At 40.1% G+C, this 23,343-nt stretch carries 18 protein-coding genes; 14 read left to right on the top strand and 4 right to left on the bottom strand.

The features are described 5' to 3' along the window. Positions 1-612: 612 nt before the first annotated feature. Entirely contained in the window at positions 613-1,173 is a 561-nt protein-coding gene (locus HP439_RS02670) for a hypothetical protein (protein WP_172388804.1), read from the top strand. 239 nt (positions 1,174-1,412) lie between these two features. Here HP439_RS02670 and HP439_RS02665 read toward each other — a convergent pair whose 3' ends face one another. Together HP439_RS02665 and HP439_RS02660 are read right to left on the bottom strand one after the other, a co-directional pair. Further along, a complete protein-coding gene (locus tag HP439_RS02665) occupies positions 1,413-3,086 on the bottom strand; it encodes a RagB/SusD family nutrient uptake outer membrane protein (protein WP_172388803.1) in 1,674 nt (557 codons plus the stop codon). Between the two features lie 11 nt (positions 3,087-3,097). Continuing rightward, entirely contained in the window at positions 3,098-6,160 is a 3,063-nt protein-coding gene (locus HP439_RS02660; RefSeq protein ID WP_172388802.1) for a SusC/RagA family TonB-linked outer membrane protein, read from the bottom strand. Positions 6,161-6,429: 269 nt separating this feature from the next. Here HP439_RS02660 and HP439_RS02655 point away from each other — a divergent pair, with 269 nt between their 5' ends. Beyond that, positions 6,430-6,663: a hypothetical protein gene (locus HP439_RS02655; RefSeq protein WP_172388801.1), complete on the top strand. Its 234-nt coding sequence runs from the start codon at positions 6,430-6,432 to the stop codon at positions 6,661-6,663. Between the two features lie 235 nt (positions 6,664-6,898). Here HP439_RS02655 and HP439_RS02650 read toward each other — a convergent pair whose 3' ends face one another. Then, positions 6,899-8,206: an acetylxylan esterase gene (locus tag HP439_RS02650; RefSeq protein WP_172388800.1), complete on the bottom strand. Its 1,308-nt coding sequence runs from the start codon at positions 8,204-8,206 to the stop codon at positions 6,899-6,901. 216 nt (positions 8,207-8,422) lie between these two features. On the opposite strand from HP439_RS02650, the gene HP439_RS02645 reads away from it, so the two are divergent. The 10 genes from HP439_RS02645 (at position 8,423) to HP439_RS02600 (ending at position 21,112) form a co-directional block, all read left to right on the top strand. Next, on the top strand, positions 8,423-9,538 hold the full coding sequence (locus HP439_RS02645; protein ID WP_216657747.1) for an acyltransferase family protein: 1,116 nt from the start codon (positions 8,423-8,425) through the stop codon (positions 9,536-9,538). Between the two features lie 202 nt (positions 9,539-9,740). Beyond that, entirely contained in the window at positions 9,741-10,868 is a 1,128-nt protein-coding gene (locus tag HP439_RS02640; protein ID WP_172388798.1) for an aldo/keto reductase, read from the top strand. Positions 10,869-11,186: 318 nt separating this feature from the next. Continuing rightward, positions 11,187-11,879 (top strand): hypothetical protein, encoded by a 693-nt coding sequence (locus HP439_RS02635; RefSeq protein WP_172388797.1) that lies wholly within the window; start codon positions 11,187-11,189, stop codon positions 11,877-11,879. Positions 11,880-11,952: 73 nt separating this feature from the next. Next, on the top strand, positions 11,953-12,465 hold the full coding sequence (locus tag HP439_RS02630) for an STM3941 family protein (RefSeq protein WP_172388796.1): 513 nt from the start codon (positions 11,953-11,955) through the stop codon (positions 12,463-12,465). Positions 12,466-12,559: 94 nt separating this feature from the next. Beyond that, entirely contained in the window at positions 12,560-12,742 is a 183-nt protein-coding gene (locus HP439_RS02625) for a hypothetical protein (protein WP_172388795.1), read from the top strand. Positions 12,743-12,783: 41 nt separating this feature from the next. Further along, positions 12,784-13,002, top strand: a complete 219-nt coding sequence (locus HP439_RS02620; RefSeq protein WP_172388794.1) for a hypothetical protein — start codon at positions 12,784-12,786, stop codon at positions 13,000-13,002. Between the two features lie 20 nt (positions 13,003-13,022). Next, positions 13,023-14,744: a WG repeat-containing protein gene (locus HP439_RS02615; protein ID WP_172388793.1), complete on the top strand. Its 1,722-nt coding sequence runs from the start codon at positions 13,023-13,025 to the stop codon at positions 14,742-14,744. Positions 14,745-15,701: 957 nt separating this feature from the next. Then, a complete protein-coding gene (locus HP439_RS02610; RefSeq protein WP_172388792.1) occupies positions 15,702-16,577 on the top strand; it encodes a DUF3347 domain-containing protein in 876 nt (291 codons plus the stop codon). A gap of 222 nt (positions 16,578-16,799) precedes the next feature. Then, positions 16,800-19,064, top strand: coding sequence for a multicopper oxidase family protein (locus tag HP439_RS02605; RefSeq protein WP_172388791.1), 2,265 nt, complete (start codon positions 16,800-16,802; stop codon positions 19,062-19,064). 185 nt (positions 19,065-19,249) lie between these two features. Continuing rightward, positions 19,250-21,112: an acyltransferase family protein gene (locus tag HP439_RS02600; RefSeq protein ID WP_172388790.1), complete on the top strand. Its 1,863-nt coding sequence runs from the start codon at positions 19,250-19,252 to the stop codon at positions 21,110-21,112. A gap of 261 nt (positions 21,113-21,373) precedes the next feature. Here HP439_RS02600 and HP439_RS02595 read toward each other — a convergent pair whose 3' ends face one another. After that, positions 21,374-21,874 carry a hypothetical protein gene (locus tag HP439_RS02595; protein WP_172388789.1) on the bottom strand — a complete coding sequence of 167 codons (501 nt, stop codon included), beginning with the start codon at positions 21,872-21,874 and terminating at the stop codon, positions 21,374-21,376. A 99-nt stretch (positions 21,875-21,973) separates the two neighbouring features. Here HP439_RS02595 and HP439_RS02590 point away from each other — a divergent pair, with 99 nt between their 5' ends. Beyond that, positions 21,974-22,201, top strand: coding sequence for a hypothetical protein (locus HP439_RS02590; protein ID WP_172388788.1), 228 nt, complete (start codon positions 21,974-21,976; stop codon positions 22,199-22,201). Positions 22,202-22,212: 11 nt separating this feature from the next. Beyond that, positions 22,213-23,343, top strand: a 1,131-nt coding sequence (locus tag HP439_RS02585; protein WP_172388787.1) for a GTP-binding protein, incomplete at its 3' end; no start/stop codon positions are given.

Below are 23,343 nucleotides of genomic sequence, written 5' to 3'. Positions count from 1 at the left end.
ACATGCTTAACTTTTTGCAATTAGTTGTTGAGTAAAAAAAATTCAATGATGATTAAAGGATAGAACCTGCCGGTATCCAAAATCTGACGTATTTTTATTTGCGCAGACCCAATATGTAAAATTTTTATCGTAAAATCGGAAATAAACCGTTTTTCGTGGTTATAATTTACATATAGATGTAAATTATTTGATAATTATCGGAAATTCCGGACTATGTTAGAATGTGGAGAATTGTACCGACATATTCACGTTTTGTACCATACGATAACTTTTGCTGCGAACTAAATTTATCTGACATATAGCTCTCAACTGTATTAAAATGGATCAAACATTCAAATAGTTAGCTCTTGTATATTCCATCGTAGGAATTTTCGTTCTATTATACAGTAAAGGTGCCCCGGTAGAGCAGATTTCAGATTTGCTAGATTCAGAATTGGCGTTAGCATACCTCCGCAACTTATCGCGGGAAAGAGATTGGGGCAATAAATAGCACAAAATATGAAAAACAAAATCCTCATTTATCTGCCGGACAAGTCTATATTATCTCTAAGATTTCTATAAGAAGCATTTATTAAAAATTACGCCATTTTTCGTAATATAGACTTGTTATTGTTGACTGGTTTCAGTTTCTTTGCGCCTATTCTAATATTTCAAAAAATGAGAAAAATCCGTTTATTTATTTTAGTCCTAATTGGTTTTTTTTGGGTTTCTTGTCAATCAGCAAGCCCTGATAAATTTTTCGAAAGAGTTCTACTTAACACCAATCAAATAAGTGATGTTGCACCAGATGTTTTTGGTAAAAGGTTGGATAGTGAGAGTACAGCGGGGGGAGGGAATGGCGGCCAAGCCAAGCAAATCGTCGATTTTAAAATTGTTGTTATTGAAAAAGCAATTGGAGATATCAAGGAGCTTAATGTGACGGATGAAGATGCTAAAGTTATAAAAGAAAAAACAGTAGAATTGTTCGAAACGGTCCTTCCTGTCTATAAAATCGACTATATCTCTTACGCAAAACTTTGTGACACGAAGGGGACTGAAGAAGAGAAACAAGCCATCTTACAAAAGATACAAAATAATGATATGCGAAAAATAGATGCTTTGTTCAATGAAGTTTTTACGCTTGGTAAAAGTTATGCTGACAAGCATCAATTAAATGTAAGTTGGGGTCGATAATTATGGAGAAATAAGTAAAATTATATCGAAACTCAAAAAAGTCGAGTCGGCTATTATTTAGCGCCTTAGATGGTTGTATTGTTTTATGCTATAAGGAATCCGACGAGCCAAAGAATGCTTGATAAAAGAGGCATTCGAATGAACGACGATAACGATATAAGAAAGGGGCTTTATCAATTATTTCTTTGACAAAGCCCCTGTTCTTAAAAAGTCTGTCCGATTATTGCGGCCGAGTTAGACTAGAAATTGCCTTTTTCTACATCCCACCATAATCTCGTCCCTCCGTTATCGGGACCTCCCAATAAAGAAATTGCTTTCTGAACTTCACTATTATTGGTGTTATATTCATTTTGACTAAAAGGAATTCGGCGTATTTGAATTTCGGTATCAATCAATCCACCGCTATTATTTTGTGCTACAGGGAATAATTTTGGATAACCAGTTCGTCTGAACTCTGACCAAGCCTCCTGTCCTTCAGGAAATAAAGCGAGCCATTTTTGGGTAATAATACGTTCTAATTTTTGTTCATTCGTTGCTGCATCATCCCATTTAACCGTTATTGCAGAAGGGCTTGGCGCGTTGTTCCTGCTGTTATTAGGGTCTACGTATGCGCTGGGTTTGTTTGTGCTGTTTGATATGTAGGTCTGCGCTCCGTTAGCGCCCCACTGATCGAACGACAACTGAATTCCATTTTCATAATGACTTTTCGTCGTCCCGCCTGAATTTGACCATCCGCGTAGCGCTGCTTCAGCCTTTAAAAATGAAACTTCAGAAGCTGTCATTAAGATAGGTGCCGTAGCCTGTTGGAACGAAGGAGAAGCTCCGTCTTTGAAATTAATCGTAGAATAACTCGAATACGTTCCTTTAACCAATCCGATTGCTCCGATACGGATACCTTTATAACCACTAATTTTGTCGCTTGTCGCCTTATCTAGGTATTTTCCAATACGAGGATCTTTATATCCCGAAAGGTAGGATTCTAGTGAAGCATTGATGTTTATATCTCCCCAGTTGTTAGAAATAAATTCAAGCACATTGTAAAATCCGCTTTCACGATCAATCCGAACGGATGCATTATCAGCATTGCTCGTAATAAGTTGCTCGGTTGAAAGGGCTTTTTCCGCTTCTTGCCTAGCCAATGTTGGATTCACTTTTACGATGCGCATGGCTAGTCTTAGCCGTAATGAGTTTACGAATTTTAACCATTTCGAGAAACGAACATTATTATCTGAACCGCTATAAATCAGATCAATTTCATCCAGATTCGAAGGCATTTCGGTGACGGCGGAGCCATCGACGTACGATTCGAGAAGTTGGGCAGCCTCATCAAGTTCGGCAAACATTTGCGTATAAACGTCCTCCTGAGAATCGTACGGTATATTAGTATCTGTGTTCTTTCCAACAATACTATACGGGATCGGTCCATATATATCTGTTACCCGGCTTGTAGCTAGAACCTTTACCGCTAAGATAGATCCCCATAATGCGGGATAGGTGGCTTTTACTTCTGCTTTTTCGAGCTTGTCGATGGGGCTTAGTACGTCTAGATATAAGACTTTAAACGGTTCAGTATTCCACGAACTAACCAATGCATAGTTCATGTTATTCTGCCCGCTGTTAAATGGATTGGCGCTCATTAGATATCCGCCGTAAACGTCACCCATTAAGTTTTGTTGCACCTGATAGGAATTGGGGTCAATCTTCGAAAAATTCTTAATGGCGCGTTGAGCTGTTGCAAAATACAGTTTTAAATTTTCGTTGTTGCCTTGCAAATCTTCCGGAGTTACACCAGTATTATTGGTGTTGTAATCTTCAAAACTCTTTGTGCAGCTATTGAATAAGCACGCAAACCCTGCAGAAAGCACTACAGGCAATATATATTTTTTTGTGTTTTTAATATTCTTAATTAACATGATTAAACGGATTAGAAATTAACATTTAACGACAGACCATAACTTCTGCTAGATGGCATCATAAAGATGTCGATACCACTTAGGCCATTTGCAGTCGACATAGAGGTTTCTGGATCAAACGGAGCATCTTTATAGATAAAGAAAAGATTACGTCCCGTTGCTGCGACTTTTACACCTTTAACGAATTTACTATTGATCTTGAAATTATAAGAAAGGGCTACTTCACGTAATCGTACTGCGTTACCACTATACATGTAGTTACTGGTAACTGGACCAATCCCTCCAACGGTTGTATACCAAGTTTGCGGATCAACCGCTGATACCGATTCCCCCGCGGCGTTAACGCCGTCGATCGCTACTTTTCCAGCATCTCGGGCCTGGCCTGTCCGAGCGGAAACTCCATAGCCATCCATCACCGCTTCTGTAACCGACAACACATCATAATCGAATTTTCCGTCGATTAAAAAGTATAATCCGATATTTTTGTAGTTTAACGTGTTACTCCATCCCATTTGCCATTGAGGATTTGCATTTCCAAGCTTCACATATTCAGACCCTTTCAACGGTACATTTTCATCACTTAGTAGAATGCGTCCTTGGTCATCGCGTTGGAAATCAATTCCGTAAATATCTCCGAATGACCCGCCTACTTTGAATTTGGAAGCATAATTGTTACGACCTTCTCCCGTTAAGGAAAATTCATTAATACGATCGTCTAATGAAATAATCGTGTTCTTGTTCTTTGAATAATTTAACGCGGTATTCCAAGAAAAATCTTCATTTTGGATCGCATCGTAATTCACTAATAATTCGATACCTTGATTTTGGATGTTTCCAGCATTGATCGCATAGGTGCCAAATAAGCTAGCTTCGCTGGCAGCTATCTCGAAATATTGATTTCTTGTGTTGGTTTTATAATAAGTGAAATCAACCCCTACTTTGTTGTTGAACATTTTAATCTCTGTTCCCGCTTCAATGGACCGAGTAATCTCAGGCTTTAGGGCCGCTAGAGAAGTCAGTGTGTTCATGTTAACGTTTCCGTAATTCCCAAAGGAGTTAAGTAAATAACTCTTGTACGCTGGGAGGTCATTACCTACCTCGGCGTAAGAACCACGTATTTTCATGAAATTGATAAAGTCGGGTAGATGAAGCTTTTCATGAATATTTGCACTCAATCCGACCGAAGGGTAGAAAAAGGACGGAGAGTCTGTGAATGCTAATGAACTAGACCAGTCGTTCCGAGCGGAAAGATCTAGGTATAACCACCCATCGTAATCAAAATTCGCACTTCCAAAAACCGATTGTAGTTGTCTGCGGTTATTACTCTCAGTGGTCGTGAGCGGTGTAGTTGTATTTTGATTTACAAAAACATTCGCAATTTTTAGTCCTTCAGACCCCGTGTTAAAGGAATTACCTTCCGTGTTCCAGTCTGTCACACTGGTACCAACTAAACCTGTGAATTTTATTTTGTCGGTTATTTGCGAGTTAAAATTGGCGATGAAGTCAGCGTATTTTTGTGTAATCTTAATGTTAGAGTTATTATACGTTCCGTTTTTCTGACTGATAATAGACTGTGTGCCGGCATATACTTTTCTGTCATATAACTCATGGGTCTGGTCCATGCTTCCCCGCGCTTGCAGGCTTAGCCAATCATTAACTTTAAATTGAGCGCTTCCGTTTAGGATCAATCTATTTTTGTTCGACGTCGTCTGGTTTCTATTTTGAATCCACCATGGGTTTTGTTGCGTGGTTTCGCTATCGCCCAGTGAATGCCAATTTTGTGCGTATTTATTAGTCGCAAGATCGAACGTTTCGAACTCTTTATAGCTGGATAGATCTAAACTTCGTGGCATTAAATATAATCCGACGATCGGATTAAAATAAAAACCAGTTAATGGTGCATTTTCTAATTTCTGTTGAATGTAGTTAGCTCCTCCTTGTAATTTTAAGCGGTCATCAAAGAAGTTGGCGGTTTGCTTGATATTGATGTTATGCCTATTTAGTTTGTTTTCCGGTAGTAGTCCCTTTGCAGTCGTATTAGCATAAGATAGATAGGTCTGCATTTGCTCGTTACCTTTTGAAAGACTTAGCGAATTTGTGAAGTTTGTTCCGGTGTTAAAAAACGTGGGTGTTTGGTCTTCTGATGTTTCAGCCATCGTCTCTCCCCAGCTGTTAACAGAATTGAGGTTTTCGGACCCATCCATTCCTTGACCATAATTATTTTGGAATTTAGGTAATGTAGCGGGTGTTTCGATTTGCGCGCTGCTCGAGAAATCAATAGTTGTACGACCATTTTTTCCGGACTTTGTTGTAATTAGAATGACACCATTCGCTGCTTGACTTCCGTATAAGGCGGCTGCCGATGCTCCTTTTAGCACGGACATGCTTTCAATATCATCTGGATTAATCAAAGCAATTGGGTCTCCAGAATCACGTTCCCCCCCGAATACGTTCCCCGGTTGGGAACCGATAGAGTTATTATTAAGGGGTACACCGTCTACAACATAAAGCACCTGGTTGCTTCCTGAAGCGGATTTATTTCCACGTAAAACAACCTTTGCGGATCCGCCAATTCCTGAGGAAGAAGAAGTAATGCTTACTCCGGCAACTTTTCCGTTAATGTTGTTTATCAGATTGGTTCCTTTAGACCGGGTGAGTTCATCTCCTTTAAGCTGTTGGGTAGAATATGTTAGGGATTTTTGCTCTCTACTGATGCCCAGTGCTGTAACAACAACCGCATCCAGCTCATTGTCGTTGGCAGATAGAAAGATCTCGAAATTACCAGTGCGAGAGACCGGCACAGGTTTAGTCGCATAACCTATGTAACTCACTTCGATAGTTTTTACGTTGCTGTCAATGGACAAAGTAAATTCTCCCTGTTCGTTGGAAGCTGTACTTTTGCTTTTGTCGGGAGTGGAAATGCTCGCTCCAATAATTGGCGCTTTAGTTACCGCATCTTTTACAGTTCCTTTAAGAGAAATATTCTGGGCATAGGCCTGCCCAGATAGCATAGCAATGATTAAGCATACTGTTTGCAAGAGTATGCTGGATTTTCTAGTTAACCGATTTTTCATATAAAATTTAAACGATGTTTGTTTTGAGAATGAAAGACTGTATTCATTGCGTCAAGGTATTTTATCCTGCCGGGAAAAACTGTTAAAATATGTAAAAAAATGTCGGATTGACGTTTGTTGTATTTTTAGAGATTGAAAGACAATTGGTTGCGTCTTTTATCTTGTTTTGTAGAATATTTGCATAAACCGAGATTGTAACAAAGTCGATTATTGGGCCATATTCAACCCCTGGAAAACTGTCATTTGAATGTATTTTCTTTGATGTCTGTATGGTCTTGTTGCTGGAAGAATCGACTTTTTTCGTTAAATATGGGGCCGCCTTTGGAATTCAGGTTTATGGGTATTTATGGGTATTTTTATGGGTACTCGAGCGTTTAGGAGGTAACGAGTATCCGGCAAATAATACTTCGCGATTTGCAAAAAGACATCAACTGATGAGTGCAAAGAGTTTTGGAGGTTATCGCATTCGCGGCGGGGGAAGCCAACATCTTAAAGATGTATAGACATCATCGAAAATGAGAGGGCTCCAATAGTACAAAAAGAATTAAATTACATGATGAACAAGAAGGTTGCAAGCCCTGATAGGGTCCTCACAGTATTTTTGAAAAATTAAAGAATTGAATTAAACAGAAAATTATTAAAAGGGAATGATAAAGAGAGAAACCATATTTATTAACTTTATTTAGGGCACCATTGTCTTTTGATGCCCTAAATAAAAGGCTAAATTTTTGACGTTTTCTAATTTACCTTCAACTGTTTTAATAACCAAGAATTAATTTTTTCGTGTTGAAGGGGATAAGTCCAATGCCCCGTTTCTTGTACCAAATATAATTCTTTCGGTGCCTGGATAAGATTATAGGCTGAATAATAGGAGGTGGGTGGACACGTTTCATCGTTGTATCCCCAGGTGTAGTAACCTGGGACCTTCACAGAGCGGGCGAAATTCACTACGTCATAGTAAGCTGACACCTTAATCTTGTCGTCTTTTTTTAGATAGTTCGAATTTGCCTCGGTAAACATATGTGGCCATCCACCAGCTCTTCCATGGAGATATCCTGTCAGATCGCTAAGGGCCGGATAAAGAGAAACCAAGTGTTTAACTCGGTTATCCAGAGCCGCGGTGACGATGGAGAGTGCGCCTCCTTGACTACCCCCAAAAACAGCCAGATTCGTCCCATCGAATTCCTTTAGAGAGAAAAGATAGTCGATCGCGCGGATACACCCCAGATAAACTCGTTTATAGTAGTATTTATCACGATCGTCTAGGTTGAAGTAGTTATAGCCCTTTAGTGCACCTCCACTCAGATTGCTGTACAACTCCTGCTCGTAGGTGACCGGAATTCCATGTATTCCGATTTCTAGGGTAATAACTCCTTGTTCTGCAAGAGCAGTATTACCCTTATAAGGACGGATACCTGCACCCGGGACCTGTAGTAAAGCCGGATATTTTCCTGCTGCTTTTGGTTTTGCAAGTATTCCATATAACCGCGCTCCGAGTTCATAGTTTTGGATATTGACTTGGTAAACATCTATTTTTTCATTGCTCCGTTCGGGCAGAAAGGTTAGTTTCGCATCCATGGGTATTTTTGCAGCGTCCGCTTTTGCCGTGTTCCAGAAATCCCAAAAATCGTCGGGTAAGGTTTGTGTCGGCTTAATGTTTTCTGGAGAAAAGGCGGCGGTGGCGATACCTCTATACTCTTTGCCATCGATAGTCACCCAAGCTTGGCATCGTAAGAATCCAGGTTCGTTAAGGGCCACCTCATTGCCTAGCTGTAAAGATGTTGATCTCGCCTTAACCGTCCCCTGTTGCGTAGGCTTCATTTTCTCTAAACCTATTTCGTACCGAACCTCTGCTCCATTGATCGGAACTTGGTGTTCAAGTACCGTTACGGTAAAACTAGCTTTTTCGCCTAGTTTATATGTCCAATCTGCTTTATTGGGCGTGACCAGCACTTGGACAGGGTCAGTTATTCGGGATTGTGAGAAGGTGGGCTCTGCCAGAAGGACGAGATACATTAAGCACAAAATTGAGACTAGTCTTTTCATGTTCATTTTAAGGTTTGTTGATGATTAGGTTTATATCGCAAAATGATAACTAAAATAATGATTTTTAAACAGGTATAATAATTTTATGGAAAGAAAACGGTGGAAAGCCTCCTTATTCCGTTTTTATTTTGGTATCAGGATATGTATCTTTGAAATAAGGGGTACGATAAGCTAAACATGGTATCTCCCCGTTATAAACTTTCTAAACCGACAGCTTTGCATACTATCTCCAACCCTAAACCGTCGAATCGCTTATTGTCACTGGATTTTATGCGTGGGCTTATTATGTTTTTGTTAGCCTTAGAAGCATGCGAATTATATAGCCGCGTTTATAGCGCGACAGATTCCGACGGTTTTGGGAGAGTGTTTATTTCTCAATTTTTCCATAACGGCTGGAACGGTCTACATTTTTGGGATCTTATTCAACCTGCTTTTATGTTTATGGCTGGTATAGCGATGGCCTATTCGTTAACCAGACAAATTGAAAACGGAGTGTCTTGGATAGATCGATTGATAAAAGTTCTCCGGCGCTGCGGTTGGTTGTTGTTTTGGGGTGTGTTTAAACGAATCAGTAGTCCCGATTGGTTCGCATGGAATATGCTCGATGTGACGGATATCCTGACCCAATTAGCATTCACCACACTGATTGCTTTTCTGCTGTTTAATCTCGCTCCTAGGTATCAGCTTCTCTGCTGCGTGGGGATTCTATTGATCACCGAACTGCTATATCGGTTCTGGGGTGTGCCTGATTTTGATAACGGCTATACGGCCATGGGAAATTTTGGAAATTGGGTAGACTGGATTTTATTTGGGCAAAAAGCAAATACCTATGTTTTTATAAATTGGCTGCCAACAGCTGTGCATACAGTGGCTGGTGTTATGGTCGGGAAATTATTTATAAGCGCGAATAGGCCGATTAATGGCTTAGTGGCGATAGGTATAGCATCCCTAATAGTCGGATACGCAATGGATATTTTGCAAATAACACCGATCATAAAACCGATAGCTACAAGCTCATTTATTATTGCTTCCCTGGGTTATTGTTTGTTGATAGTGGCTGCGCTTTATTGGTGGATTGACGTTCGTAAGAACCGTAAAGGACTTCTTTTCTTTCAGGTTATCGGAATGAATTCAATATTTATTTATCTCTTTTTTTCTATTGTTGGAGCCCATTGGTTGAACGAATATGTATTGATGATCGTCAGCCCCATTTTTGCCGCTGTCGGTTTAGGACAGCAGGCCATACTGTTGCTTTCGTCGATTTGTGTGTTTACAGTGGAATGGCTGATTTGTCTGTTCTTATACCGTAAAAAGATCTTTTTTAAAGTCTGATGCCCCTAGATGTCTCCCAAGAAAAAGTTGGATTCGAAAATGTAGTTGTTATGTCGTTTGTCATAGCTTGATAAAGTCTAAAGGAGGGTTATTAAAGGAGTCGTATCGACCGCATATCCGAAGTAGCAAAAACAACATGATGTTTTGATTGTTTTTTAAGTGATATATTAACTATTTTTTTTCTAAATAGATAGCAAGTTTGATGCAGAGAAGAACATTTATAAGGAACTCGGGCATAGTAGCAGCCGGTATAGCGAGCACCACAGCAATACCCGCGCTCGGTATGGAATATTTAAGTACAACCAAAGAAAAAATAATGACGCAAGCTCATCATTCACAAATAAATCGACGATTTAGACCAGCAAGTAAAGTCGGCTTCGGCGGCGTAGCACTAGGTAACGGCTTCAATGCTAACCCAGATATTGAATGCCTCGAGGCGATGGCCGCAGCATGGGATGCTGGAGTTCGCTACTACGATACTTCGCCATGGTATGGGTTAGGTATCAGTGAGCGGCGAATGGGGTTGTTCTTAGAAGATAAAGAGCGGAAGGACTACGTGATTTCTACCAAAATAGGTCGGATTTTACGACCACATGATGACTTTAAATTAGATGGCTTATGGAAAGGGAAGCTAAATTTCTCCTACGAATACGACTTTACCGCTGAGGGTGTCAGAAAAAGTGTGGAAGATAGCTTACAGCGGCTAGGAATCGGTTCGTTGGATATCGTTTTTATTCATGATCTTTCTCCGGACAACGGTGACATGAAGGACGACTGGCTTCGACATTTTGAAGTTGCGGCGAAAGGGGCCATGCCGGAACTAACTAAGATGCGGGAGGAAGGTTTAATAAAGGGGTGGGGATTAGGCGTGAATACTGTTGAACCAATTCTTAAAACAATTGAAGTGGCTGATCCGGATATATTTCTTTCTGCTTGCCAATATTCCTTGATACATCATAAAGATGATTTGAATAAGGTTTTTCCTAAGATTGCCGAGCATGGAATGTCAATTGTCGTTGGTGCACCATTATGTGGTGGTTTTTTGTCCGGAAAAGACCGTTATCTGTATGGAAGTGGCTTTCCTGAAGGAGTAAAAGAGAAATTGGCTGCATTGCAACGCGTTGCGGATAATCATGGTGTTGACGTGCGGACAGCGGCCTTACGCTTCGCTGCGGCTCCAGAGGTTGTGTCGGCTGTAATTCCGGGAGCGCATACTGTGGAGCAGGCAACGGAAAATGCAGCATCTTTTAAGGCACATATTCCAGCGGGCTTTTGGGAAGAGCTTAAACTGAAAAAGTTAATCGAAGAGAATGCTCCGACTCCGCGATAACATCGTCTCTTACACGAGTTGGATTACGGGGATCCGGAGACCCTTCAATCGAAGACGAGGACCGACAAATTTGAGCTTTCAGTATTTACGAAGCCGTCAGGACTCTAGTTTGTAGATACTTTGTATATACAGGTTGGAATGATGTAGATGTTTTGTTAAAGGGTTAATCGTATTATCTATCTATTTTTTCTGATTTTTGAGAAAGCACTCGTTTTTTATGAGAGGTGGGCACTCTAGCTCATTTTAGTAGAAGGAAAATGAGTCGACCAGATCAATTAATGAGTGATTAAATTGATGTGAACACCTAAAACAAAACATATGTGGATTAGAATACAAGATATCAGCGTACAACAGCTTGATGCGAGCCATTTGAAACATCCGACAACGGACGACGGTCCTATGGTGCTCAACCTGTTTCAGCGAGAAGCTCGGACGGCCTTTTTTGTGTCCAGGAATAAACGCACCTATTCTCAATATATTACACACGGTAAGGGGTCCGTGGTTCCGCGACGAAAGTGGACGGATGAAATGAAATCTTTTGCCCATCAAGAACTAGGGAAATTACCAGCTCAAAAAGGAGAGTTTAGAGTAACAATTATAGGTTGGTTATTTCTTTTACTGGCTTTTGGTGTGCTGGGGTATATAACTTATGATGGCCTCCAAGCTCCCGCAAGAAAGAAAGCTTTTGAAGAAAGACAAGTAGAAATGGCCGCAGTCAATCAGGGGGATATCTATTTTGGAAATTATAGGACCTATAAAGAAAAAGGTAATGTGTTAGGTAGCGAAGGAGGTTTTGGTTGGTTTAAGATTACGAAAATTGAAGGCGATAAGTACCATATTGCCAAAAGCGTAGAAATCAGCAGGGCCCATAAACCTAAGGAACAGATGAACAGTACTGATTTTGAGCAGCAAGCAAGCATTGTAAAAGCGAAGGAGCTCGAAGCATACAGCAAAATTTTTATTTCCGAAGATGGTCTCCAAGAATTCAACTTCCAGGATAAAAAACAATGATGCAAGGGGCAACGCTGCTTGTCGTGGGCGGGAATAGAAGAAATAGATAGTAAAAAAGACAAATCATATGTATATGGATCAAGTTGCATTCAATTTTAGTCCGAGTAAACAACGCCAAATCGGCTGGTTTTTTCTATTTTTAGCCATTTTAGGCATAACTGTGGCGGCATATCAGTGGTTTTTTGCTGACCCCAGTTATCTTATGGTAGTAGTGGGTGGTGTCGTATTGGGCGTTATCGGCATTATAATGTTTGTTAAACTGCTAGTTGCTCCACGACGAAATGATGAGATGGCCATACGAATTGATAATAAAGGGATATTAGCGACGACTAGCCCCATCGCAAAAGGTGCCGGTTTGATAGCGTGGCGGGATATTACCGATATTCAAATCCACAAAAGAGAACTAGTAATTTGGGTTAGCGACCCAAAAATGTATGCCGCACGGATAAAAAATTTTTTTGTAAGAGATACATTTCTCAAAACCAATAAAGGTGTAATTCGCGTATCTTTTATTGAAGTAGACGTAACACCAGAGCAGCTATCGGAGTGGATCAGTCAATATAGCGGTACAAACAACGACAGATGAGATAAAGATAATATTCTGTGTCCTGGGTACATTATTTGGAGTTGAAAATAATAGGATAGCGGCAGACAAAGCGACGGTAACTATCGACCCGTCAATGAAAACCATCTCTATTCGACAGGCATGCATGTTTGCTATAATCGAGACTCGGCAGTACAGTTTAGAAAAAGAAACTTTATTGAGCAAAGTATCCGAGGGCGATGCTTCGTGGAGCCCCGAGCTCGCTCATTATTCGCTAAAATCTTGTGAACTATACAGTGACAGTACTGCTGAATGCTAAAATTCATTTAAAATACACCAAAGAGAACGATTTGAAGGATTATGGAGTTACTTTTCAGGAGGACCGATACTTTTCGATCATGTCTTCTAAAAGATAACCTGGTCTCTGACGATGGTCAGCTCCACGGAAATAGTGGTATTTTGCTGGCGATCGGCCGTTTTCCTTCACGTTGGAACCTTTTAAAGGTACGCCGGAAAAATATCGAGTGTTTAAAAAATCTTCTAACGATCGGGACACTCTGCGGGAAATACGGCGAATAAGGTATTAATTAAAAAATGTAATGATACAACAAGTACGCAAATACATCTTGGTCGTTGTAACCCTGTTTATTGCTTCTATATCGTTAAGTGCGCAGGAAATATTAACCGCTTTTGACAAGAGTACAACAAATAGATCCGGTTTTATTAATATCGAAGATACGTCCAAAAATATTGCACCCGTATATTTCGATGCTAATAGCTTCTCAGAAGGGCTCGCGGCAGTAAAAAATCAGTCGAAATGGGGTTTTATTGATGCTAATAATAATGTAGTTATCCCATTTGGCTATGATGGAGCACGAAGTTTTAGGCAAGGACGTTCCATCGTACGGCAGGGAGAGTTTTATGGTGTGATAAATAAATGCGGTTCGTTTGTGATTCCTCCAGTTTATTATGATCTCATGCCTTATGAACTAGGTGGCGAACAATATTATATTTCCCGAGACAGTACTTTTTTTCAAGGAATAATTGATTCTAGTGGGAGAGAAATTATCCACCACCGATATACATATATCATTACCTTAGAGCCAAATATCACAACCGGACGGAGATTTTACAAGAATATTCCATTTTACACGGTGTTTCAAGAGATCGATAGTTCTAAGGGGACTTTTTATGAGCAATTTAAAGAAAATGCCTTCCAGTTTTCTCCGGAAAAAGGCCGTCAGGATATTTATGACTTACATTTTAACAAGCTGGCTTCTCGTTTTTCCACCAATTATTCAGATGGTTTTCAACACGAGCAGCTTCTGCATGTCGATGCATTCCTAGATGAAAAGGGAAATAGGAGCGTGGGCAAAACCAGAGAAGGCATAGACAGTTTGCTGGCGCGACCTGTTCTTCCAGAATCGGTAACGCCGAAAAAAGCGTATGATACGGCGGCGAGTTACCAAAGGATGTCCGAAGCTCAAGTGCAGTCCTATCTGAAGGAATTGGGATATAAATTGTATAAACAAAACGAGAAAACCGGATTAAAAAAGGGGAATAAAATATTAATTCAAGCGCAATATGCAGATCTACAATTTGTAAACGGGGTGATTCACAATCCATCGCGAGAAGATGTCTCTTTATTAACGAATCATTACGGAGGTAGATACAGAAACCGAAAGGAAGGAATTTTCGATATTTTCGTTGTTCTCCAGATCGACAATAATGCTAACAAAATCAATCAATACAGCCTGAGTGGGGAGATTACAATTCCCTGTGGGCAAGCGGACGATGAGGGAAAGAAGTTACTTACACGCCTCACGTCTATCGGGTTTTTATATCTTCATACTAAAAAAAAGGCACCTTCGGGTCACGTGAGCGATGTGGGGGTAGATGCTAAAACATATAGTCTTATCAATTGGGAAGGAAAACAGCTGGTTCCGCCGATATATCGAAAGATCGAAGTTTTAGAAACGGGTCATATGCTAGCTACTCAAGAAGCGGAAGATGAAAAAGGTATTAAAGAGCAATTCACTTTAATTAGTCCTAAGGGGAAAAAAATTATTCCCCTAGGGCTTTATTCAGAAATTAGGCCTTTTGGCAAAAGAGCACAAGATCTATATCTCGCCACTCTACGTGAACTCAATCCAGTAGAAGGGGGAAAAAAAGGATCGAAAGTAGAGAACCGCAAATACGTAATTCTGAAGGCAGAAGGGGATTTTATAAGGACGATCAATACCTTTTCCGCCAATGCGGTCTATCCATGGTCTTTAGATGTTGAAAGCGGCATGCTACGATACCGGAAGAAAGCAGAATGAAGTCAACTAGTTATTTCTTTTACTAGTTTCACTTGATACAAATGGGTAATAAAATGGAAATCTGAAAAACCTCGCAGAGGCTCCCGTCGTTTGTAGTATATAAATAAGCGAACACGGTTTAATAGAAATAGCACAACATGCATAGGGGTGCATTCGTAGTGATATCAAAAGCCGCCGTATTTTATAGCTCTTTAAAATTATCTTTATATATAACTTACAAAGTCTCTATTCAAGCCTACAAGTGAATCGTCAAAACTTCTGGCAATAGAACCATTTTCTTCACTTTGAGAACTTAAGGATAAATTACAATCAGCACTTATCTCCATGTACGACAGAACTGTTCACAGACGTGTGTTAATATGCTTTAATACTGACCAGTTGTTTTGGTGATATATCGTTCAATTTTATTTTTTGATTGAAGTTGTGCTGATATATTATTCTTAAAACAAATATTATTCATAGTTTTGTAGTATTGGAAAGTTTGAGTAAACATATCTGTTTGATCATTTTGCTGGGCGTCTGGGTTTTACTTACGCCGAGTATAGGTTCTGCTTGTGAAAAGGAAATCGATAAGATGGAACACAGCAACAGCTTAAAAGAACAATTTCCAATGACAGAAAATGAAGACTGCTGCGAAACGAAATCCTCTAGTAGCGATAGCCAGGAACATAATGACTGTGACACGAAATGTAAGCATAGTTCCTGTAGGTGCAGCACCTCTACATCTTCACTTAACTTTTCGATCCCAATCGATTTAAGCAACGCAAATCCTATTTCAGCGATTAAAAAGCAAAAATTTGGTTCTAGCCAAGCGAACTATTCGTCGGGATTTATTTCCATTTGGCTGCCCCCTAAAATAAGCTAAATGAATGGCTTTTAAGCCATAAGTGCGCCTTGTCGAAATCCAATTAACGATTTCGAAATCCTCTTATTTTTTATAGAATTAAAATTTTCAAAATGAAATTAATATCAAAGATATCGATGGTAATCGCTGTATTACTATATACTTTTAGTAGCTACGCACAAATTAAAAATGCTAAAACAGAAACTGTTGAAATATACGGGAACTGTGGAATGTGTAAAGCTACAATTGAAAAAGCAGGCACGTTGAATAATATATCCACGGTAACGTGGAATAAAAACACAAAAATTGCCACCCTCAATTTCGATAGCAAAAAAACAAATCGGGACGAAATACTCAAACGAATTGCTTTAGCGGGTTATGACAGCGAAAACTTCTTAGCACCGGATGACGTTTATGCTAAACTACCGGAGTGTTGCCAGTACGAAAGACTGTTGAAGCCAGTATCTACGTCCCATAACGATGCAACACAAAACAGCAGCGAACATAGCAATCATAGCCACAACGAAACGGCTGAGTCGACTAATGTGGAAGCCAATAGCGTATCACAATTAAAGGTGGTTTTCGACAACTATTTTCTCGTTAAAGATGCTCTTGTAAAAAGTGACGTAAGCACATCATCGGCTAAACTGATAGAAGCAATTAAAGCTGTGGATATGGCGAAGCTTTCTTCTGAAGAACACGACGTATGGATGGATGTTTTTAAAGATTTGGAAGCAAATGGACAAAAAATTGCTCAGGTTAAAGACTTGGAAAAGCAGCGGGAGAATTTCGCTTTGCTGTCAAAAGATATGTATAAGCTCGCGAAGGTTTCAAAACAAGGGGACCTCCTCTATTATCAACATTGCCCGATGTATAACGATGGAAAAGGAGCTAATTGGTTGAGTAGAGAAAAGGCGATAAAAAATCCGTACTACGGGTCTAAGATGCTAACGTGCGGGAGCGTTCAGGAGACAATTACCAACAAGTAAGACAAGTTCGTTTTGAAAAGCACATGCGGTAAACAGAACGGCATGTGCTTTTGCAAATAGTGGATAATGGTCAAGAATTCTTTTTTTTGGCTTTGCAAAACAGTTTGCAATTACTGCTGTTGTGATAATCCATAACAATCTATCTTATTTGTTATACGCTCATACTAGTATTCATTAACACGACCAACATGGTTAATGTCTGCTAAAAAATAATAACATGAAATGAACATATTTAAAAATATTACGATACGTTTGCCGTTGATAGCTTTTATTCTGCTATTCTCGCAATTTCTATTTGCACAGCAAGTGGTGCGATACGAACTGTTTGTTACTGACACCGTTGTAAACTATGCAGGTAAAGATAAAAGAGCCATTGCGGTGAATGGCCAAATACCCATGCCAACCCTCACTTTTACAGAAGGTGATACGGCCGAAATTATAGTACATAACAGGTTAAAAGAAAGCACATCGTTGCACTGGCATGGTATTTTTTTACCAAATAAAGAAGATGGTGTCCCCTGGCTTACTCAAAAGCCTATTAAGGCAGGTACGAGCTATACTTATCGTTTCCCGATTATCCAAAATGGAACGCATTGGTATCACTCGCATTCTGGGTTCCAAGAACAGATTGGAATGTACGGTAGCTTTATAATGAAAAAGCGCAAAGATGATAAAACCTTTCGCAAAGGTATAGATGATTTACCGACTGTACCTATCATATTAAGTGAATGGACAAATCTTAATCCCGATAACATTAACCGGATGCTGCATAATGCTAACGACTGGGCCGCGATAAAAAAGAAAGCAACGCAGTCCTATGCCGAAGCCATCGGAGAGGGACATTTTAAAACTAAGCTGACCAACGAATGGAAGCGGATGTTGGCAATGGATGTAAGCGACGTGTACTACGACAAGATATTAATCAACGGGAATCATACCACCGACCTGAAAGAGGTTGATGGAAAATTATTAAAGGCAGGGGATAAGGTCCGCCTTCGCATCTCGAATGGTGGAGCATCATCCTATTTTTGGCTGCGGTATGCCGGTGGAAAAATAACGGTGGTGGCAAGTGACGGTAACGACGTAGAGCCGGTTGACGTCGATAGGTTAATAATCGCGGTATCGGAAACCTACGATATCGTAGTGACAATTCCTGAAGAAGGTGTAGCGTATGAATTTTTAGCAACTACTGAGGATCGGACGCAATCGGCGAGTTACTTCGTTGGGAATGGCATCAAGCAATTAATATCACCTCTTCCTAAATTAAAATATTTTGAAGGGATGAAAATGATGAATGACATGATGAAGATGAATGGAGATCTGAATGATATGGGGATGAAAATGAGTCTAAATCAAATGGATATGAATACCGTTATGTATCCCGAAATCTCCGGCGAGACGAAGAAGGCTTCCGGCCACGACCAGCATGGGAGGGCTAACGATGGCAACCATCAACATGCGGCAGCATCAGCAGAGATCAAGACACTAAACTATGCCATGCTCAAATCTCCTTACAACACAACTTTACCGGAAGATGCACCGGTGAAGGCACTAAAGTTTACCCTCACTGGAAACATGAACCGTTACGTGTGGAGCATGGACAACAAAATTCTTTCGGAAACAGACAAAATCCCTGTAAAAAAAGGCGAGGTGCTGCGGATTACTATTTACAATAATTCCATGATGCGTCATCCGATGCATCTGCATGGTTTTGACTTTAGAGTAATTAATGGGAAAGGAGATAGGTCTCCACTGAAAAATGTGTTGGACATCATGCCAATGGAAACGGATACCATTGAGTTTTTAGCGGATCAAGAAGGAGACTGGTTTTTCCATTGTCATATCCTTTATCATATGATGGCTGGAATGAACAGAGTTTTTGCGGTCGATGACTACCAAAATCCACACCTACCTGATAAAATGAAAGCTTATAAAATGTTGCAGATGGAAAGTAATATGCCACATTTCATGGTGCAGAACGATTTTGCCACCAATGGTAACGACGGAGAAGCAATGTTTCAAAACGCAAGATGGTCAATAGGAACCGAATGGCGGTTGGGATACAGTGATATGCACGGTTACGAAGTGGAAACACATCTAGGACGATATATCGGCAAAATGCAGTGGTTTATGCCATTCGTGGGTTTTGACTGGCGATATCGTAAAATGGGAACTGATGAGCATGAAAAGAATTTATTCGGGCAGAGGAATGAGAAGGACACACGGCAGGCTTTTAGCTTAGGATTTATGTACACCTTGCCAATGTTGGTTAACTTTCAAGCGGAGGTATACCATGACGGAATTGTACGGCTCTCTTTAATGCGCGAGGATATACCGGTTTCAAGAAGATTAAGAGCAGGGTTTATGTTGAATACCGATATGGAATACATGGCCGATCTACGTTATATTCTTAACAAAAACATGGGCATTCGGACACACTACGATAGCGACATGGGTTTAGGCGTTGGGTTGTCTTTGAATTACTAGTGGATCTGAACATATTATAGACCCCGAGTCTTTATTCTCGACCAGACGAAGTCTGCATCTGCTGCCCGTCTTTCAATATAATTGAAAGACGGGCAGCTTGCTTTCTAAGAAATTCTAAGGATCAATATTTAACTTAGTTTCTTCCTTAAAATTCGTATACTTGTTTCAGCACTATTATTAACCATATGATTGCAAATAGCGAATTTCGTTTTGATATAGCGTTTTTACGAGCACTCGCCGTTATAGCGGTGGTGTTGTATCATTTACGAGTTCCTTATTTTAATGAGGGCTATGTTGGAGTCGACATTTTTTTTGTACTCTCAGGCTACCTCATGACAAGCATTATTCTCCATAAAGTAGAAGCGGGTAGCTTTAGCTTGAAGGAGTTTTACTTTCGGCGGTTACGACGTATTTTCCCGGCGCTGATGGCGTTAATTTTAATCTTCTTGCTCGTCGTATATTTTCTAGTAGGAATTAAGTTATACGACTATAGCCGTTTTGCATTTTCAAGCAGTATTTTCGTCTCGAATATCTACTATTATCTCAATTCTGGTTATTTTCAAGCGGATTCAAGACTTAATTTTCTACTGCATACCTGGTCATTATCCGTCGAGTTGCAATTCTATGCGCTATACCCGCTAATCTTAATTTCTCTATCTCGGATAGGGTTACGAACGAGGAAAAGCATCGGAATTAGTCTATATATACTCGCCACAACTTCTTTTGCGACGATGATCTATTTTTCTAGAATCGATACTTCTTTCGCTTTTTATATGTTCCCTACTCGTGCGTGGGAATTGTTATTAGGTGGAATCGTTTTCATTCACCAAGAGCAAGTGCGTAAATTGATTAAAAAGGATGGAAGGAATCTAATTTCGATCGTATTTTTACTGCTGCTAGGGTGTTTTATAACCGGCGTTTTTTCACGCTTTTCAGACAGCTGGCCATCTGCAATAACCTTATTGCCCGTTGTTTTGACAGCAGGGATACTAGTGCTACAAAGTGATTTTAAATTGTACCATTCTTGGGTTGTTCGTTTCGTAGCGGACATATCGTATTCATGGTATCTTTGGCACTGGCCGCTTATTGTGTTGGGGTCGTACTTTGCGTTAAACCAGACGCCAGAATGGAAGGTGGTTGCATTTCTGTTGTCATTTTTGCTGGGTGCCGTTTCCTTTAAATTGATTGAACAAGCCCAAATTTTTCGAAAGGCACAGTACGTTCTTTATTTAACAGGGGTAACCATTGTTGTTACATTTTTAGGTAGACAGATCCCGGCAGAGAAGCTCCTCTGGAATTCAGAAGAAGCTGCTTTGGCTAGTTATTGGTATACCTATCCGCGAGAGTCTGCGGCTGGGCAGTTTAGTTTTGATGAAGGACATCTGCTCTCCAAAAATGGTTTCGCATCGTTTGACACGACTAGGCTTCATATGTTTGTCGAGGGGAAAGAAAATTATCTACTCCTCGGAGACTGCCATGCAGGGATGTTTTCCTATACGCTGCGTAGTCTTGCCGAGCAGAATAACGTGAATTTGTTACAAGCGACGGGTGATGACACCTTTCCTGTTCCTGGTGTTAAGTCAATTTACCTAGGGCCTACGGAGCTAATGAACTACGTTTATTTGAGCTTTCTCCCAAAGTACCACACAAAAATCGACAAGGTTATTATTTCTGCTGATTTTTCCGCCTATTCAAAAGAACAATTGATACGTTATTTTGATCAGATTGAAGATTACTTTGAAGGATACGATATTCCAACCGTTTATATCGGCCAGACCGAAAGTTATCTCATCGAGTATCCTGTAGTTTCGATGATGAAAAGGAAGTTTAATATTTCTCAAGATAAATACCTTGCGCGATATCGCAACAACGCAAACAAGTTTCTAGCAGAATCTTCTATTTCAAGTAAATATATAGACGTCTATCTCGATTCAAATGTGAAAAAATCATCCTTAATCGAAACATATATGTACGATGCCGACCACTTTTCGACATTCGGAACGGAGCAATATCGTGAACTTCTGAATCAAAATATTTTCAACAAATAATCGTAAGCTTCGAAAAACTCTGCACCCAGAATTTTATAACTCTTCATAAATTTATTAACAATTGTTTAGAAAATAAATTTTCTAGACAATTTTTCTCTGTTACCATACTAGCCAATCGTCATAACTTTCAGGTATAGGGGCCTACGAAATTCTATCTTTATTTTCGCAGCCTAGATTCGCTCTTTTGCGACGCACGGCCGAATTTTAAATTGACGTTTATTGTCTCCTGCCCGAGATAGTCCAGTGCATTGTTAAAACATCCTATCCTGCATGATTCACCAGAGCTGCATCTGTAATCCATATTTCAAGGCGATTTTTTTCTTGTCGGTTTAATACCGTTTTACCTTTTATAGTAACGGGATGCTCAGATATTTTCTCCTTTTTGCCATTTGAAAGAGTGACCTCGATCATCGCTGGAATCCCATTCTGACCACAGAACATACATTGCTGAATAGGAAGCACGGACAGCATAAAGGTGTTATGCCTAAATCCGGATTTAATTGGTATCATATATCCTTGAACTTCTACAGTCTTACCATCCAGTGCTGAAAGTTTCGGTGGGAAATACGGAGTGTATATCGTTTCGTTATTTGTCTTAGTCACTTTGTACATCAATAGATCAAACGTTTCCCATATCTTTCCCGTCAGGGGTTTATGATCTTGGAGGTGCTGAGTTTCTGTGGCGCGCTGTTGCGCGGTGGCTTCGTATGAACATGTGTGCACGGTAACCAATATAAAAAAGTGGATTAGATATCTTAACATTTTTCAATCTGTCTGATTTAAAGGTAAATATAATACATTAATGCAACTTTGCTGCATTAATGTATTATATTTTTTATTTTTGGTCCAAATGAGATAGTTATGAACGTTATTCCACAAAATTTTGACGATTGGAAGATCTGTATCGAACAGAAGTGCGGTATTCCGTTGACGCTGGAATTCGCTAGAGCGCGTTTGGCCGTTTATGAGAATGAGAGTCTTGCGGAAACGCAGCGGTTCATTAATCTGTATAGTTACCAACATTTAAAACATATTAAGGGGTGGTTCCTGCAGATAATAAGTGCTGAAGAAGCTATAAAAACAATTTAATACGTATAACAATGAGGAAAAAATTACCCGTTACTGTTTTAAGCGGCTTTTTAGGAGCCGGGAAGACGTCGTTATTAAACCATGTGCTGCATAATAAGCAGGGGCAGAAAGTTGCCGTTATTGTGAATGATATGAGCGAGATAAATATTGATGCTCAATCTGTTGAGCGTGAGAATGTGTTATCTCGTACCGATGAGAAATTGGTGGAGATGAGCAACGGTTGTATATGTTGTACACTTCGAGAAGATCTAATGATCGAAGTTGAAAGATTGGTAGAGGAAGACAGATTCGATTACCTTCTGATTGAAAGTACAGGCATTTCCGAACCGATTCCTGTAGCACAAACATTTAGTTATGTCGATCCAAACAATAATATAGACCTTTCTTCCTTCAGCTATATCGATACAATGGTGACGGTCGTTGACTGTTTCAACTTTTTCCGTGATTTTGGTAGTGCTGACACATTGTTGGATCGGACGCTAACAGACGACGAGCGAGATAACCGGACTATCGTCAACTTGTTGACTGATCAGATTGAATTCGCCAACGTTATCGTATTGAACAAAGTAGACTTAGTGTCGCTGGAGATCGTCGGCATTCTTGAGGCAGCTATCCGCAAACTAAATCCCGGAGCTAAAATTATACGTACACAGTTTGGCAAAGTGAACCCCAAAGACATTATGAGTACAGATTCATTCGATTTTGACCAAGCTTCGTCGTCCGCGGGTTGGATCAAGGAACTGGAAATGGAACACACACCCGAAACGGAGGAATATGGTATTTCGTCGTTCGTTTTCCGTTCGCAAAGACCGTTCCATCCGCAACGATTACACCGGTATCTTAACGACGACTATCCTCATAGCATTATCCGCGCTAAAGGGCTTTTCTGGATAGCGTCTCGCCCTAATACTGCTCTAAGCTTCAGCCAGGCAGGCGGAAGTCTCCGCCTAGAAAGTGCTGGATCCTGGTGGAGTAGTATGCCCGAAGAGACGCGTTATGAATATCCAGGATATGCGGATATTAGGAACGATCTTTTAGATCGATGGCATCCAGAATGGGAAGATAGAAAGAACGAACTAGTATTCATAGGGCAGAATCTTGATAAAGAAACGTGTATAGAAGAATTGGAACGCTGTCTGTTG

Source organism: Sphingobacterium shayense (assembly GCF_013179575.1).
GTDB classification, from domain to species: domain Bacteria; phylum Bacteroidota; class Bacteroidia; order Sphingobacteriales; family Sphingobacteriaceae; genus Sphingobacterium; species Sphingobacterium shayense.
This window is presented reverse-complemented; position numbering and strand designations above follow the sequence as displayed.